The sequence below is a fragment of the Syntrophothermus lipocalidus DSM 12680 genome (assembly GCF_000092405.1).
GTDB classification, from domain to species: domain Bacteria; phylum Bacillota; class Syntrophomonadia; order Syntrophomonadales; family Syntrophothermaceae; genus Syntrophothermus; species Syntrophothermus lipocalidus.
Map to the genome: position 1 here is coordinate 862266 of NC_014220.1, position 15585 is coordinate 877850.

Annotated in this window: 17 protein-coding genes; 14 read left to right on the forward strand and 3 right to left on the reverse strand. The window is 50.5% G+C overall.

What is annotated here, in order from left to right; genetic code table 11:
• Nucleotides 1-12: 12 nt before the first annotated feature.
• Together SLIP_RS04080 and SLIP_RS04085 are read left to right on the forward strand one after the other, a co-directional pair.
• Entirely contained in the window at nucleotides 13-297 is a 285-nt protein-coding gene (locus SLIP_RS04080; protein WP_013175010.1) for an ACT domain-containing protein, read from the forward strand.
• 254 nt (nucleotides 298-551) lie between these two features.
• Nucleotides 552-1919, forward strand: coding sequence for a PFL family protein (locus SLIP_RS04085; RefSeq protein WP_041432700.1), 1368 nt, complete (start codon nucleotides 552-554; stop codon nucleotides 1917-1919).
• 82 nt (nucleotides 1920-2001) lie between these two features.
• Here the strand turns inward: SLIP_RS04085 and SLIP_RS04090 are convergent, their stop codons facing one another.
• The gene (locus tag SLIP_RS04090) at nucleotides 2002-2574 is read right to left on the reverse strand and encodes a nitroreductase family protein (protein WP_013175012.1); all 573 of its coding nucleotides are present in this window, start codon (nucleotides 2572-2574) and stop codon (nucleotides 2002-2004) included.
• Nucleotides 2575-2619: 45 nt separating this feature from the next.
• The gene (locus SLIP_RS04095; protein WP_013175013.1) at nucleotides 2620-3411 is read right to left on the reverse strand and encodes a DUF169 domain-containing protein; all 792 of its coding nucleotides are present in this window, start codon (nucleotides 3409-3411) and stop codon (nucleotides 2620-2622) included.
• 266 nt (nucleotides 3412-3677) lie between these two features.
• Between SLIP_RS04095 and SLIP_RS04100 the strand changes: the two genes are divergently transcribed.
• From SLIP_RS04100 to pyrE, 12 genes are all read left to right on the forward strand, one after another.
• Nucleotides 3678-4013, forward strand: a complete 336-nt coding sequence (locus SLIP_RS04100; RefSeq protein ID WP_013175014.1) for a DUF5665 domain-containing protein — start codon at nucleotides 3678-3680, stop codon at nucleotides 4011-4013.
• Nucleotides 4014-4030: 17 nt separating this feature from the next.
• Entirely contained in the window at nucleotides 4031-4498 is a 468-nt protein-coding gene (locus tag SLIP_RS04105) for a TraR/DksA C4-type zinc finger protein (RefSeq protein WP_013175015.1), read from the forward strand.
• A gap of 37 nt (nucleotides 4499-4535) precedes the next feature.
• Nucleotides 4536-5744, forward strand: a complete 1209-nt coding sequence (locus SLIP_RS04110) for a glycosyltransferase family 4 protein (RefSeq protein ID WP_013175016.1) — start codon at nucleotides 4536-4538, stop codon at nucleotides 5742-5744.
• 45 nt (nucleotides 5745-5789) lie between these two features.
• Nucleotides 5790-6257, forward strand: coding sequence for a signal peptidase II (lspA, locus tag SLIP_RS04115; RefSeq protein ID WP_273698969.1), 468 nt, complete (start codon nucleotides 5790-5792; stop codon nucleotides 6255-6257).
• An 18-nt stretch (nucleotides 6258-6275) separates the two neighbouring features.
• The gene (locus SLIP_RS04120; protein ID WP_013175018.1) at nucleotides 6276-7193 is read left to right on the forward strand and encodes an RluA family pseudouridine synthase; all 918 of its coding nucleotides are present in this window, start codon (nucleotides 6276-6278) and stop codon (nucleotides 7191-7193) included.
• 170 nt (nucleotides 7194-7363) lie between these two features.
• The gene (pyrR, locus tag SLIP_RS04125; protein ID WP_013175019.1) at nucleotides 7364-7915 is read left to right on the forward strand and encodes a bifunctional pyr operon transcriptional regulator/uracil phosphoribosyltransferase PyrR; all 552 of its coding nucleotides are present in this window, start codon (nucleotides 7364-7366) and stop codon (nucleotides 7913-7915) included.
• Between the two features lie 136 nt (nucleotides 7916-8051).
• On the forward strand, nucleotides 8052-8993 hold the full coding sequence (locus SLIP_RS04130) for an aspartate carbamoyltransferase catalytic subunit (protein WP_013175020.1): 942 nt from the start codon (nucleotides 8052-8054) through the stop codon (nucleotides 8991-8993).
• The gene (locus SLIP_RS04135) at nucleotides 8977-10266 is read left to right on the forward strand and encodes a dihydroorotase (RefSeq protein WP_013175021.1); all 1290 of its coding nucleotides are present in this window, start codon (nucleotides 8977-8979) and stop codon (nucleotides 10264-10266) included. Before SLIP_RS04130 ends, SLIP_RS04135 begins: the two co-directional genes overlap by 17 nt.
• 85 nt (nucleotides 10267-10351) lie before the next feature.
• On the forward strand, nucleotides 10352-11143 hold the full coding sequence (locus SLIP_RS04140; protein ID WP_013175022.1) for a dihydroorotate dehydrogenase electron transfer subunit: 792 nt from the start codon (nucleotides 10352-10354) through the stop codon (nucleotides 11141-11143).
• On the forward strand, nucleotides 11136-12074 hold the full coding sequence (locus tag SLIP_RS04145; RefSeq protein ID WP_013175023.1) for a dihydroorotate dehydrogenase: 939 nt from the start codon (nucleotides 11136-11138) through the stop codon (nucleotides 12072-12074). Before SLIP_RS04140 ends, SLIP_RS04145 begins: the two co-directional genes overlap by 8 nt.
• 35 nt (nucleotides 12075-12109) lie before the next feature.
• Nucleotides 12110-12832 carry an orotidine-5'-phosphate decarboxylase gene (gene pyrF / locus SLIP_RS04150; RefSeq protein WP_013175024.1) on the forward strand — a complete coding sequence of 241 codons (723 nt, stop codon included), beginning with the start codon at nucleotides 12110-12112 and terminating at the stop codon, nucleotides 12830-12832.
• Nucleotides 12829-13404, forward strand: a complete 576-nt coding sequence (gene pyrE, locus SLIP_RS04155; RefSeq protein ID WP_013175025.1) for an orotate phosphoribosyltransferase — start codon at nucleotides 12829-12831, stop codon at nucleotides 13402-13404. Before pyrF ends, pyrE begins: the two co-directional genes overlap by 4 nt.
• 234 nt (nucleotides 13405-13638) lie before the next feature.
• On the opposite strand, the gene SLIP_RS04160 is transcribed toward pyrE, so the two are convergent.
• Nucleotides 13639-15447 (reverse strand): Rqc2 family fibronectin-binding protein, encoded by a 1809-nt coding sequence (locus SLIP_RS04160; RefSeq protein WP_013175026.1) that lies wholly within the window; start codon nucleotides 15445-15447, stop codon nucleotides 13639-13641.
• Nucleotides 15448-15585: the final 138 nt, after the last annotated feature.

Sequence of the window (15585 nt, forward strand, 5' to 3'; positions counted from 1 at the left end):
GGGGGTCTCGCCATGGGTGAAGAAGGACAGAGACTGATAATAACAGCGGTGGGGAAGGATAGGGTAGGAATCATCGCGGGGATAGCCAATATTTTGGCTGATGCCAACGTCAACATCTTGGACATAAGCCAAACGATATTGCAGGGGTTTTTTACCATGGTGATGGTGGTCGATTTTAAGGACAGCAACATCGACTTGGCGGATCTGAAAGAGAGATTGACCCAAAAAGGGGAGGAATTAGGGCTGGTTGTGAATGTGCAGCATGAAGATGTTTTCCGGTTCATGCACAGGATTTGACAAGGAAACCACAGATTTACACAGATGGCAGTAGATTTACACAGATAATCTATTGAAAAAATATGAGAACTAATGCGGGATATGACATGTCTCGGGGTCTAGCGGCCACGCATGGAAGGTGTCAGAAGAGTTTTTCTCACGCTGCTACAAAGGCATGGGATGGAGAACGCATGATAGCCGGATACAACAACTTGGGTGGAAGAGGGGAAACGCTGGTCTCCTTGTAAAGCTTCAGCGAGAGGTGATAGGGTGGTATGAAATACATGATACACCCCGAAGAAGTAATGGAAACCCTGAATATGTTGCAGTCACAAAAACTGGACATAAGGACTATCACTATGGGCATTAGCCTCAGAGGTTGTAGCGGCGGATCAGTCCACGATGTGGGTAGGAAGATTTTTGACAGGATTGTAAATAAGGCCGAGCGCTTGGTCAAGGTAGGGGAAGATATAGAAAGGGAGTATGGAATTCCTATCGTGAACAAACGGGTTTCAGTGACCCCGATTGCATTGATAGCTGAGGGCTTTTCGCCAGACGAGATGGTTGTTCTGGGAAAGTACGTCGATCGAGCTGCCGAGGAAGTAGGTGTCAATTTCATTGGAGGTTTTTCGGCTTTGGTTCACAAAGGGTTCACGCAGGGCGACCTGGCATTGATTCACGCTATACCTCGGACCTTAGCCGGAACGGAAAGGGTCTGCGCAAGTGTTAACGTCGGCACTACGAAAGCTGGTATAAACATGGATGCCGTATCCTTGATGGGGCGAGTAATCAAGGAGACCGCAGAACTTACTCGCCATCGCGACGGGATTGGCTGCGCCAAGATAGTGGTGTTTTGCAATGCTCCTGAAGACAATCCTTTTATGGCTGGGGCATTTCACGGGATAGGCGAACCTGATGCCAGCATCAACATAGGCATCAGCGGGCCGGGAGTTGTGCTCCACGTGGTTAGGGAACACCCGGAGGCCGACCTGGGGACTCTGGCCAATCTGATAAAGAACACCGCTTTTAAGATTACCCGCATGGGAGAGCTGGTAGGGCGGGAAGCGTCGCGGCGCCTAGGAGTGAGCTTTGGCATTGTGGACCTGTCCTTAGCCCCTACCCCTGCTCCTGGGGACAGTGTGGCCGAGATCCTCGAAGCCATGGGGTTGGAAAAGTGCGGTGCTCCCGGCAGTACGGCCGCTCTGGCTTTATTGAACGATGCCGTAAAAAAAGGAGGAGCCATGGCTTCATCGTATGTCGGAGGGCTCTCAGGGGCTTTCATCCCGGTAAGTGAAGACCTAGGTATGGTGAGAGCGGTGGAAGCCGGGAGTTTGACCATAGATAAACTCGAAGCTATGACCTCTGTATGTTCGGTGGGTCTGGACATGGTGATTGTCCCGGGAGACATTCCGGCCGAAACGATTGCGGCCATCATCGCTGATGAGGCCGCCATCGGCATGATAAATAATAAGACAACGGCAGTTCGTGTTATTCCCGCACCGGGTAAGAAGGCAGGGGAATGGGTGGAATTCGGTGGACTTCTGGGGCGAGGACCGGTGATGGAGGTAAACTGTTTTTCCTCTGCTCGCTTTGTAGAACGAGGAGGAAGGATACCCGCTCCCATTCAGGCTTTGACCAACTGAACAAATACGCCTGGCCTTTCCGGACCAGGCATTTGAGTCTAACCACGAGGTCAACGTGATTCGCAGCTTTTTACCCACACTTCTACGGTATGACCGTCATCAATTCTTCTAATGGCTTGCGGGGTACGGAACCTGGAGGAGAAGCCGGATATCCTATAACGACCATGCTGACCAAATCCATGTGAGGAGGAACATTTAGTATCTGTTTTACTTCGTCTTTGTCATAAAGGGTATACCATAGACTGCCCAGTCCCAAAGCGTGAGCCGCGAGGAGCATGTTCTGGACTGCTGCGCAGCAAGACATGGCATAGGATTCCCCTCTTCCCGGGAGGAATTTGTCGGCTCCTGCGTCTTGCGGGTCGGCAGTGACGGCTATGATTACAGGAGCTTGAGCTAAGAAATCCACCTTATAACGTCCCAACCATTTCCAACCACTCGCTTGATGGAGGAATTCGATAGTCTTGCTACAAGAATCTTTTAGTCTTTGTTTGAGCTCCTGGTTCTTGATAACCGTGAACCTCCAAGGTTGCTTGTTGAGCACGGATGGTGCCCATCTGGCGGCCTCCAAAACGGCCTCGAGCTTCTCGTCTTCGACCGGGGTGGTAGCGAACTCCCTACAACTCCGTCTTTCTTTAATAGCCTGCCATAGGTTCACGCTCTTTACCTCCTTTCCATCGATAGGTGACTTTTGAGCCCAGTGTTACCTGTTTTGCTTGATGCCCAGGTCTTCCATGACCGGGTCAAACTGGGGTGGGAACAGTGGACTCTTGAGAAGAGCTGGGTATATGGTGGGATAGCGCATACCGCCAGCTTTTTGCGAACCCTCAAGCCCACTCAGTAACTCCTCAAAACGGTTGCGGGGAATGGCAAAAACGATTTCATCTTCCCCACAGAAACCAAAGGCTCTTTCGCCGCTGCCGGGAATTGTGATTTGGTATTCCCCCGATTGGATACTGACTATGATAGCTCGTAGACACCCCATGCGCTCTGAAAAAACCGCGTTTACAGGGCGTCCGGTCTTGTAACAAACTGCCATAACTAACCGGTGGATTTGAGCGGAATTTCCGTAGACGAGCACGACGTCAGGTTCAAAGCTGGCACGGCTCAAGGGCGAAAGGAGGACGTGTCGATTTTCGGATTGTTCCATGCGAGGCAGGTGATTCGCGTTTAAGGAAGCACCTATTTCCGGAGTCTCGGCATAGAAGGGATAAGCCATGAGTCCCTCCTGGAAATTTTTGCTGATGTCTTTGAGCCCCAAAGCCATAAGCACAGGCGGGCACTGGTGGTCATCTGGTCCGAAGGCCACAGTCATGCCAAAGCGCCGGGCGATGCTGAGTCCCTGGCACAGAGCCAAGCGGTTACCGAAGTTCTTGACGGGGAAAACTGCTTTTTGCGGGAGATCTCCATTCTCAAGTACCTTCACAGCGACAGGGTAAGTCGACGGCCTGACCATCTCATCCAGAGATTTACCCAGTTTTTGGACCAATTCCATATCGATCCCTCCTTTTAATCGCCGGTTTTCCTATTAGAAGTCGAAAGCGGCTTCCAAAACCTGGCTTATGTCAATTATATAGCAACTCGTCCACAAAGTGGTAGGGAATCTGGCGACCGATTGGAACGGCTTGGTTACGGCTGGAAGTATTGATATAATATAATCGAGATTATAGAAAGAAAGGGAGGGAGGTATGTGGGCCTCCCAATCCTGTCTTGAGGATAGAGTGTGTAACTAATTGACATACTAGAAAGGGTCGGTGTGAAATGGCACCAGACGGGAAAACGGATCCCGAGTTCTGGCAGCACCTACTGAAAAGAATAGAAGAGCTTTCGGTGAACATGGAACGGATGAGGCTGGCCGAGTACGTTGATGTCCTGCAGAATCCGAAACGGCTTCTTTATATTAATTTTCTGATTGGGGTGGCTCGAGGGTTTGGTGGCGTCGTCGGTGCTACAGTGCTGGTAGCTATAATTCTTTATTTCCTCCAGAAGGCCCTGATCTTAAACCTGCCAGTGATAGGAGATCTTATTGCTCAATTAGTGCGAATAGTGCAGGTGCAGCTGAATGCGCCCGGAGGTTTTCCAGGGACAGGTCGCTGAAAAAGGGGTGATGCGAAGTGGATGCCAGTGCAAAATTGCTCGCAAAAAAAGAGAGATTGGAAAAGGCTTTGAACGATAAGAGGAAGGCGAGGGAAGCGGGTATGGTCGAGATGCTGGACGAGCTTTCGATGTATGACCAGCACCCGGGTGACATCGCTTCTGAACTGTACGAGAGAGAAAAGGACGCGGGGATTCAAGAGAATCTAGAACTGGAGTTACAACGAGTGAAGAGGGCTTTGGAACGGTTAGACAGCGGAACATACGGGCAATGCGAAGCCTGCGGCGGTGCGATCGAACCCAAGAGACTTGAGGTTTTGCCTGAAACCGACCTCTGTATCAAATGCGCTAGAGCGCAACAGGACAAATTCACCAGACCAGAGGAAGAGCGACAGACAGACATGGGCGAGATAACGGAAAAAGGCGAATGGTTTAAAGTCGCGGAATATGATTTTTTTGAGGAATGGCACAAGAAGTTCCCGGAATGATTCGTCAGGGAAGCTGACCGATTGATGATGCGAGGAGGTGGTTGAGCTGCGGATAGGCATCTTTACCGACAGCTACAAGCCATACACCAGCGGCGTAGTAACTTCCATAACTACTTTTTCTGATGAACTGACCCGTATGGGACATGACGTTTATGTTTTTGCTCCCAGTTATCCTCAGTACAAAGAATACGAACGGAACGTCTTTCGGTTTTTCTCCGTACCTGCTCCAACCAATCCAGACTATACCTTAGCTGTTCCGATTGCTCCGCGGATGAACTCGGTGGTTGAAAAGCTCAACCTTGACATAGTTCATGTGCATTCCCCTTTCTTGTTGGGAAGATGGGGAGCCAAGTGCGCCGAGCGTTTCGATTTGCCGTTGGTGTTCACGTACCATACTCTTTATGACCAGTATGTACACTACGTCCCCATTCCCCAGGAATTGGCACGGGAACTGGTTATCGTTTACAGCCGTCACTTCTGCAACCGATGCGATCTGGTGATAGCACCGTCCCGAGAAGTGGAGCGGCTGGTAAGGGGTTATGGTATCCATACTCCGGTCCGGGTTATTCCTACCGGGGTACAGCTGGATAAGTTCAGAAGACGGAAGCCCGGCTGGATAAGGGAACATTATCATTTGCCTGATGACGCTCCAATATGTCTATTCGTTGGACGGTTGACAAAGGAGAAGAACTTGGAGTTTTTGTTAGAGGCTTTTAGCATGGTGAAACGGCAAGTACCGCCCGCTGTTTTGGTTCTGGTAGCGGGGGGGCCTATGGAAAGCGAGCTGAAACGCCTGGCTACCAGCTTGGGACTAGAACTAGAACGGGACGTGGTGTTTACCGGCCGTCTGCCTTTCGATGAACTGGTAGACGTATACTTTGACTCCACGGTTTTTACTTTTCCTTCGGTTACCGAAACCCAGGGGCTGGTGCTGGCTGAGGCCATGGCTACCGGCCTTCCAGTAGTGGCAGTTAATGCTTTCGGGGTGCAGGATACCGTGGATGACGGGATGAACGGTTACCTGGTTGAGCTGGACGCACGGCAGTTCGCACAAAAGGTGGTTCGCTTGCTGACAGACGAGGAGACCAGACGCGGTTTTTCGGTTCGGGCAGTAGCCAAAGCCAAGCGGCTGTCATCAAGGGCGATGGCTAAAAAACTGGAGTACGAATACCTGCAGTTACTCGAAAAGCCCAGAAAGAGGGCCAATAAACGACAGTGGCACGGTTTATATATTACGCGGTTTTAGTGATGATGTAATGGTGTTGTTGTAGGAAAAGTTATAATTCTCGGGTTGGGTGCAGGATGGCTGCGGAGAGGGGGAAAAAAACTGCACTATTGGATAATAATGCTGACGGTCGCTGGGTTAGATCAACTGACCAAGCTGTGGATACAGGAGTATATGGGTTTGGGACAGAGTGTACCGGTTATCGGTAATGTTTTGCACGTTACGCGGGTATTGAACCAAGGCGGGGCTTTCGGGTTATTGTCAGGGAGATATTTTTTGTTTTTAGCTACAGCTATCGGCTTAATTTTCGTGGCCAGTTATTATGCCGTTTATTACAAACCAAATAAGGCCTTACAGTTTGGGCTAGGTTTGGTGAGCGGGGGAGCTTTGGGTAACCTTGTGGACCGGCTTTGGCATGGGGGAGTCGTGGACTTTATCGATTTGGGATTTTGGCCCGTGTTTAACCTAGCCGATTCGGCTATCGTGGTTGGAACAGCTTGGCTGGCTTTACTGTTGCTCAAGTCAAGGGGCTAGGGGAGAAGGTTGGTACGTATGGAAACGCGAGACGTGGTGATAGAAGGGTCCCACGAAGGCGAACGACTGGACCGGTTCTTGGCCGAGACGTTATGTGACGTTTCACGCAGCCAAGTCAAGAACCTGATCGACGAAGGCTTAGTCTTGGTCGGGGGTAGGCCTCAAAAACCCGGGTACCGTATAAGAAAGGGCGATATCATACAGGTTCGTATCCCAGCGGCTCGAGAGACGGGATTGGTTGCTCAAGAGATGCCTTTGAACATAGTCTACGAAGACCGGGATCTGGTGGTAATAGACAAACCGCAAGGCTTGGTGGTTCATCCTGCACACGGGCATTGGGAAGGGACCCTGGTTAACGCTCTTTTGTATCGGGTAAAAGACTTGTCTGGAATAAACGGGGAGTTGCGACCGGGAATAGTTCACCGCCTGGATAAAGACACCTCTGGCCTCATGGTGGTAGCTAAAAACGATCAGGCTCACCGCGACCTGGCTGATCAGATAAAGGCCCGGAAAATACGGCGGGAGTATGTAGCGGTGGTGCATGGGGTGATCAGAGAGAATTCCGGGACTATAGATGCTCCTATAGGAAGGAGCCCGTCAGACCGCAAAAAGATGGCGGTAGTAAGGGAGGGACGCCCGGCCGTCACCCACTATACTGTTCTTAGGCGATACCGAGACTACACTTTAGTTAGAGCGAGGCTTGAGACCGGTCGAACCCACCAGATTCGGGTGCACTTTGCATATATCAGACACCCCGTGGTCGGCGACCAGGTGTATGGTCCGAGCAGATCGAGGTTTGAGCTCAAAGGCCAGGCTTTGCATGCCTGCTACCTGGCTTTTTATCACCCTACTACTAAAGAACTGCTTGAATTTGATTCACCCTTTCCCCCGTATGTTCAGGAGCTTCTGCGGCAACTCGAAAAATCGGGTGCTTGACACGACTAGGGCCTTGACTTAGAATGACGACAGAAGCCTTTAAGTTAGCCCCGTGAGGCTGGCAAGGGAGATGTGGAAAGATTGAAGCCTACCTTCCTTCTTTACGGGAGGTAGGCTTTATTTGTGCCTTTGGTATTCGACCGGAACCGAAAAAGGAAGGGGGGCGCCTGGTGAAAATAATTGAGAAGAATCGGATAATGGACGAGGCCGGGATAAGGAGGGCATTGACCCGTATCAGTCACGAAATTATTGAAAGAAACAAAGGGGTATCTGACTTAGCTATGGTTGGGATTAGGAGACGAGGGGGGCCCTTGGCGGAAAGGATTGCTCAGAAGATCAAAGAGATCGAAGGAGTAGAGATACCGGTCGGGGTTCTAGACATAACTCTTTACAGGGATGACCTGACGACATTGGCTTCGCAACCGATGGTTCACCGGACCGAGGTTCCTTTCGATGTTACCGGCAAGGTCATAGTGTTGACCGATGATGTTCTCTATACTGGACGTACGGTTAGAGCGGCTCTAGACGCTTTAATAGATCTAGGGCGTCCGAAGTGTATCCAATTAGCGGTGCTCATCGACCGCGGGCACCGAGAGTTGCCCATAAAAGCGGATTACGTTGGGAAAAATGTCCCCACTTCTAGGAAAGAAATAATTACGGTAAGGATGAAAGAGATCGACGGCAAAGACGAGGTGGTAATCGAAGAAATCGTTGAGACGTGAAGCATCCCTTTAAAATAGTCCGGAGAGGCTAGCAAGGGAACCGGCTGGTGCCGGATAATGGAGGTGTGTTTCAAGCCTTCCTTGCTAGCGGGGAAGGCATTTTTATTGGATACACCGCGCGAGGAGGTAAAGATGAATGGTGTTTAAGCGGCGCAAGGATTTGCTCGGTATTGAGGATCTTTCTCGGGAGGAGATAACTTCGATTCTGGATGTAGCCCAACCGATGAAAGACATAATTTTTCGGGACATAAAGAAGGTGCCAACCTTACGGGGAAAGGTGATCGTAACCTTGTTTTACGAACCGAGTACGCGGACAAGAACATCGTTCGAGTTGGCAGGCAAATACTTATCGGCGGACACGGTCAACTTGGCGGTTACCACCAGCAGCGTACAGAAAGGCGAAAGTCTTAAGGATACGATAAGGACTATTGAGGCGATGGGCGCTGACGTCATTATCATAAGGCATTCCATGAGCGGTGTACCGCACTACGTTGCCCGCAACACCAGCATGCGGGTCATCAATGCAGGGGATGGAACTCACGAACACCCTACCCAAGCTCTGCTCGACATGTACTCTATTCGGGAGAAAAAGGGGACTTTAGAAGGATTAAAGGTGGCTATTCTGGGGGATATATTACACAGTCGGGTAGCTCGTTCCAACATTTTTGGTCTTCAAAAGTTCGGGTGTGAGATCAGAATTATAGGTCCATCTACTCTGATGCCGGCTGACATAGAGAACCTGGGAGTCAAAAAGTACTACGACATTGAAGAAGGACTAGAAGGAGTAGACGTTATCAACGTCTTACGAATTCAAAGGGAAAGGCAAAAGGAAGGTTTGTTTCCGACTTTGGAAGAGTACAGCAATCTTTACTGTCTAACCCGGGAGCGGGTGGCATTGGCCAAGCCTGACGTGCTGGTCTTGCATCCCGGCCCCATGAACCGGGGAGTGGAAATAGCGGGGGACGTAGCCGATAGCCCCTTTTCAGTCATCGAAGAACAGGTCACCAACGGGGTTGCGGTCAGAATGGCTTTATTGTACCTGATGATGGGAGGGACGACTGATGAGGTTAATGATTAAAGGCGGCCGGATCATCGATCCTGTGAACTCGATCGACCTGGTAGGAGATATCCTTGTCGAAGACGGTCTCGTCCAAGAGATTTCACCTGCGATAAGAACGAAGAAAGCCGAGGTACTGGATGCTAATGGTAAAATTGTTTGCCCGGGATTCATCGACATGCACGTCCACCTGAGAGAGCCGGGATTCGAATACAAGGAGGATATTGCCTCGGGTACCAGGGCGGCAGCGGTGGGAGGGTTCACCACTGTATGCTGCATGCCTAATACCAACCCGGTGATAGACAACGGTGCGGTGGCCGCATTTGTGTGTTCCCGGGCCCGGCAAGTAGGGGTAGTTAACGTCTTTCCCATCGGCAGCATTACCAAGAAGCAGCAGGGGACCGAGATATCAGAAATGGCTGATCTCGTGCAAGCCGGTTGTGTTGCTGTCTCCGACGACGGGCGCCCGGTGATGAATGCCGAGATTATGAGGCGGGCTTTGGAATATTCTCGGATGTTCGATATCCCGGTCATTTCCCACTGCGAGGATCTAGATCTTTCCGAAGATGGACAAATGCACGAAGGGTTTTACTCCACTTTGTACGGACTTAAAGGGATTCCGGCTGCTGCGGAAGAGGTAATGGTGGCCAGAGACATCCTGCTTGCGGAAACTACGAAAAGCAGGGTTCATTTCGCTCACATCAGCACCCGAGGATCAGTGGAGCTCATCAAAATGGCTAAAAGGAAAGGTCTGGCTGTAACCTGTGAAGTCACGCCCCACCATTTAACCCTTACCGATGAAATGGTGCGGGATTATGATCCCGATACCAAGGTCAACCCCCCTCTGCGCAGCCGCGAGGACGTTGAAGCTTTGCGGCAGGGACTGATCGAAGGCGTGATCGATTGCATTGTCACCGACCATGCCCCGCATGAGGTAGAAGCCAAGGACTGCGAGTACAACCTAGCTTCATGTGGAATTTCTGGGCTGGAGACTGCCGTGGCTGTGATATTAAACGACTTGGTCAATAGTGGGATAGTGGACATATCTGACGTGGTTCGCTTAATGTCGGTTAACCCGGCCAATATCTTGAAACTGGACCGGGGCAATCTAGCTCCTGGAAAGGTAGCGGACATAACAATATTAGACTTAGAGCTAGAACGCCGGGTGGAACCAAGTCGGTTCTTGTCCAAGGGCAAGAACAATCCTTTTAAAGGCCGAGTCTTAAAGGGATGGCCTTGGGCTACAATTGTTCGAGGCCGGCTGGTGGCTTACAACGGTAAGCTTGTTGTCTAAAATGGTGCCAATTTAAGATAAGATGCCTGGAGGAATATTTGTCCTGATGTAGAATTCCTTGCATAACAGTCATCGGGGGTGTTCTATGCGGAAAGTTCAACAAGCCCTTGTTATCAGGCATCGGGAGATAGTTCCCGGGTACTTCGAGTTAGAGTTTATAGCTCCTGAGATTGCACGCGAAGCCCTTCCCGGTCAGTTTGTCCACATAAGGGTAACTCAAAGTCTTGACCCGCTACTAAGAAGACCGTTCGGTATCTACAATGTGGAAAAGAAAATCGGTAGCATAACCGTATTCTACCGGGTGGTAGGTAGGGGCACTAGAATGTTGTCCGATGTGCACACAGCCGAACAACTCGACGTTTTGGGGCCTTTGGGCAGGCCCTTTTCTTTACCCAGGTATATGCGGCGGGCACTTCTGATAGGCGGGGGAGTCGGGATTGCTCCACTGGTTTATCTGGCCCGTGTCTTGTGCGAACACAAGGTCGAAGTGACTGTTCTTCTAGGGGCGTCTACCTCTGGGTACCTGGTCGGCAAGGATATTCTCAAACGTATGGGCATAGATTTTATGGTGTCGACGGATGATGGCAGTGAGGGGATGAAGGGCAGGGTCACCGATTTATTGGAGAGGGTTATCGATAAGAAACAGTTCGACTACATTTATTCGTGCGGCCCGGAACCGATGATGGCCAAGGTAACCGAGATTGCCCAGGCAAGGGGGATCAACGGAGAGTTGTCACTGGAAGAGCACATGGCCTGCGGCATAGGGGCATGTTTGGGTTGTGCCAAAAAGGTTATCAGAAATGGAACCGCAGCCTATGCCAAGGTATGCACCGATGGTCCTGTTTTCAAGATAGGCGAGGTGGTGTTTGATGCCTAAGAAAAAGGAAAAACCGGCCATCAATCTATCGGTAGACTTGGGTGGAATTACATTGAAAAACCCGGTTACGGTCGCTTCGGGGACTTTCGGCTATGGAGCGGAATATGAAGAGTTTATAGATCTGTCGGAATTAGGCGCGGTGATCGTAAAAGGCACTACCTTGGAGCCCAGGGACGGGAACCCTCCTCCCCGGATCGTAGAAACCCCTGCGGGGATGCTTAACGCTATTGGGCTTGAAAATCCTGGAGTGGAAGTGTTGATAAACGTCCACCTTCCCCATCTGCGGGAAAAGAAGGCCACCGTGATCGTAAACATTGCCGGTAATCAAGTCGAGGATTACGCGCGTTTGGCAGCTATCTTGGACCGACAGCCAGGAATAGCCGGCCTCGAGGTTAACATTTCTTGCCCCAACGTAAAACAAGGGGGTCTTCAATTCGGAACCGACCCGATTATGATCGACGAAGTAGTAAGGGCTGTACGAGAAAGCACTAGATTACCTCTTATAGTCAAGCTATCGCCCAACGTGACCGATATAGTCGCTATGGCTAAAGCAGCGGTCAACGCGGGAGCAAACGCCATTTCTCTTATCAACACGCTTTTGGGGATGGCGATTGATGTGGAAAAGAGACGTCCAGCTCTAGGTAACATCTTTGGCGGGTTATCCGGACCGGCGATCAAGCCGATAGCGGTCAGAATGGTTTACCAGGTGGCAAAGGAAGTGGACGTGCCTATTCTAGGAATGGGAGGCATCATGAATTACTCCGATGCCTTGGAGTTTATCTTGGCCGGAGCGACGGCGGTATCAATCGGCACCGGCAACTTTGTAGACCCGGGTATATCTCGACGAATCATAGGGGACCTTGAACAATATTTAGAGAAAAACGGAATATACGATATCCAGGAGCTAATCGGGGCAGCCATTATCCGCTAGCAGAGCATTAACCGAGGCAGTAGGAGGCATGAGGCATGAAACCGCCGGAGAGACTCATTGTGGCCCTCGATGTAGATACAGAAGAGGAGGCCCTGTCTTTAGTTGACGAACTGCGAGATGTAGTGGGGGTTTTCAAGATAGGGATGCAGCTTTTCGACAGCGCCGGCCCGGACATTGTCAGAAAAATTACCCGGGCAGGCGGCAGAGTATTTGTTGATCTGAAGTTTCATGATATCCCCAATACGGTCAGTGCTGCAGCGAGGATAATAACCCGGCTAGGAGCATACATGTTTAACGTTCACGTAGCCGGTGGCCGCGAAATGATGAGGCAGACCGCAAAGGCTACCCTGGAGGAAGCCGGATGCCTGGGGATTTCTCCGCCCCGGGTACTAGGGGTGACGGTTCTTACCAGCATTTCGGAGCAGCAGTTAAGAGAGGACCTCAAGATTCAATTGGGAATGGAAGAGCTCGTAGTGGAATGGGCTTTGATGGCCAGGGAATGTGGCCTTTCGGGAGTGGTGGCTTCACCGCACGAAATCGCCGCCATTCGCGAGGCGTGCGGGCCAGGATTTCTCATAGTCACACCTGGGGTAAGGCCTGTCTGGGCTGACAAAGATGATCAACAGAGGATTACTACTCCCGCCCAGGCTATCCAGTTGGGGGCAGACTACATCGTGATAGGCCGTCCGATTCTGAGGGGAAAGAATCGAAGAGAAGCGGCAATGAGAATCATTGAAGAATTGGAGGCTTCAATATGATGAGCAAAGAGAGGGCAGAACAGATTTTTGCGACCACGGGCGCGCTTCTAGAAGGACATTTTCTATTGAGTTCAGGCAGGCACAGCAATCGTTATATTCAGTGTGCTTCGGTGCTGCAATACCCGTGTTACACAGAGGAACTGGCCGAGGAATTGGCTTCCCGTTTTCGAAACGACAACGTAGAAGTGGTGATTGGACCAGCTATGGGAGGTATCATTGTGGCGTATGAAGTGGCCCGGAAGCTGGGGGTCAAGGGCATGTTTTGCGAGAGGGAAAACGGGGAGATGAAGCTGCGCCGCGGGTTTACCGTAGTTCCGGGACAGCGTGTACTGGTGGTCGAGGATGTCATTACTACCGGAGGATCAGTGCGAGAAGTAATACAGGTGGTACGAGAAGAAGGAGGCGCCGTGATTGGAGTAGCAGCGCTAGTAGACCGCAGCGGCGGGAAGGTGGATTTCGGGGTTAGAACGGAGTCGGTGCTGGTAGTCGATATCGAAACCTTCGAGCCTGATAATTGCCCGTTATGCAAGGCAGGTAAGATCCCTTTAGTGAAACCAGGTAGCCGATACTGAGCCACAGATAAACACAAATGGGCACAGATGAGCACTGATGTGGTTTAGACGCCGATTGACCCAGATTAGTAGCGGATTGGCAACTGAATGACAATAAATGATAATAAGTAAACAAGTTATGATTGCGAACGATTATTCTTTAGACCCTGCAAATTGTCTTTAGTCATCTTAAAGCTTCAGAAGTCCCATACTTATTGGGAAGAGTCATTGCAAATGCAAATCTTAAAAGCTGCGTCAATCCGCGTCAATTTCCGGCTTAAACTCTTTTCGTAGCAGGGATTCTAACCGCGGGTCTTTCAGATTGACGTAAAGGGTCCAGTAGTTGTCGTAGACTACCATGCCCGGCTTTGAGCCCTTGGGCTTTTTGACGTTGTTTCTGAAAGTGTAATCTACAGCAACCTTGTCAGATTCCCGGCTTTTGCTGAAATAGGCAGCTAACAGGGCTGCCTCTTCCAGGGTGTGGTCTGGAACTTCGTGAATACTCTGGATGTTTTTGCTCAACCGGACGATAACGTGACTCCCGGGTACGTCCTTGGCGTGCAGCCAGAGGTCGTTGTGCCCCGAGGCTTTCAGAGTCAGTTGTTCGTTTTGCAGGTTGTTTCTTCCAACCAGTATTTTGTAGCCGTCTGAAGACAGGAACATACGGGGTTGCAGCCGTTCCTCCTTGACGCGCGCTTTTCTTTTTTTATCTTTGTTTATATACCCTTCTCTATCCAGTTCTTCTGCTATTTCTTCTATTTCGTCCATAGTTTCTGCTTGTTCAAGGGCAAATTGTACTGATTCAAGGTAGGCAATTTCTTGTCGGGTTTCCCGTAAACGTTTTTCGGCGTGAAGGGCTGCGGCTTTACCTTTAGCATACAGTTTGAAGTAGCGCTGGGCGTTTTCGATCGGAGTGAGGTGCGGAAGCAGCCCAACTGTTACCGATTCTCCCGTATAAAAGTCTATGAGCTCGACTTCGGTTTGACCTTTCTCAATCTGGTGCCCGTAGGCAGTCAGCAGTTCTCCCCAAGTGCGGTAAGGAAAGGTCTTCTCGGCTTGAACGAGGTCGCCTTCCTGTAAAAGGGCTTTGCGGTAAGCCTTTTCCAGATGGGCTTTGAGGGTTCGCAACAGGTTAGTTTTATACGAGTAGGCCCTGAGCTGACTGAGCTTATGATAGAAATAATAGTCAACAGCTTGATTAACGGAAGCGAAAGTCAAGACTTCTTCGCCGGCTTCTTGAGAAGCCATCGGTAACAAAGAAAAAGGGGAAAACTCCAAGACTCCTCGGGGGCCGGTTAGGACCGTCGGGTTTACCCGGCTGTTCTTGGCCTGTTCCCAAAGAGAACGCCAGGTGAGAAAGAGCTTAGATAATTCCAACTCACCACATTCGTCTGTTGGCAGATCTGGATCCAAGCCTGACCGATGGCATATATATCTAGCAGTAAACTGGCTGATGCCTGCACATACCCGAAACATTCCTCTATTTAGGCTGCTGTCGCCTGTTTCCCAGAGCCGGGCCGCAAACTCTTCGTAGGTAGCGTTTTCGGCCTCTAATTTGCCCTGTGCGGGGGGCGGCACATAAGGGTGTCCAGGCAAGATCTCGCGATACGAGTTGCTATCAGGGCCAAATCGCTTGAGGGCGTCTGTGATCAGATTGGTTTCAGGGTCCATCAATATGATATTAGTATGTTTACCGGTGAACTCACAAACCAGGACTTTTTCTTTCCATTCCAAAAAGTCGTTCAAAGCCTCACACCGGATATTGACTACCCGTTCGCTGTCGACCTGAACAATCTCCTTCACTCTGGCTCCATCCAGATGTTTGCGCAACAGCATGCAAAAGGCGAAGGGAGTAGCCGGATTTTCTTTTCGTTCATCGGTGAGGTGTAACCGGGACCAACCGGGATTGGCGGAAATCACCAATCTCTTGCTTCCCTTGGGTTTGCGCAAAGATAGTACAATCTCATCTTTTTCGGGCTGCAGAATCTTATCAATTCGGCAGCCTTGGAGAAAAGGATTCAGTTCCTCACACAGTGCAGCGATGGTAAGCCCGTCGAAAGGCATACGGATACACCCCCTAGGAAAGTATAACACTTAGGGTATACTTGCTCAACTCGCCCTGGAATGAAGGTGTCAGCCGGAACGGCACTTGGAGATGAGCAAAGACTATAAGAACCAGCCTTGAATTCTAAAATGGAAAAA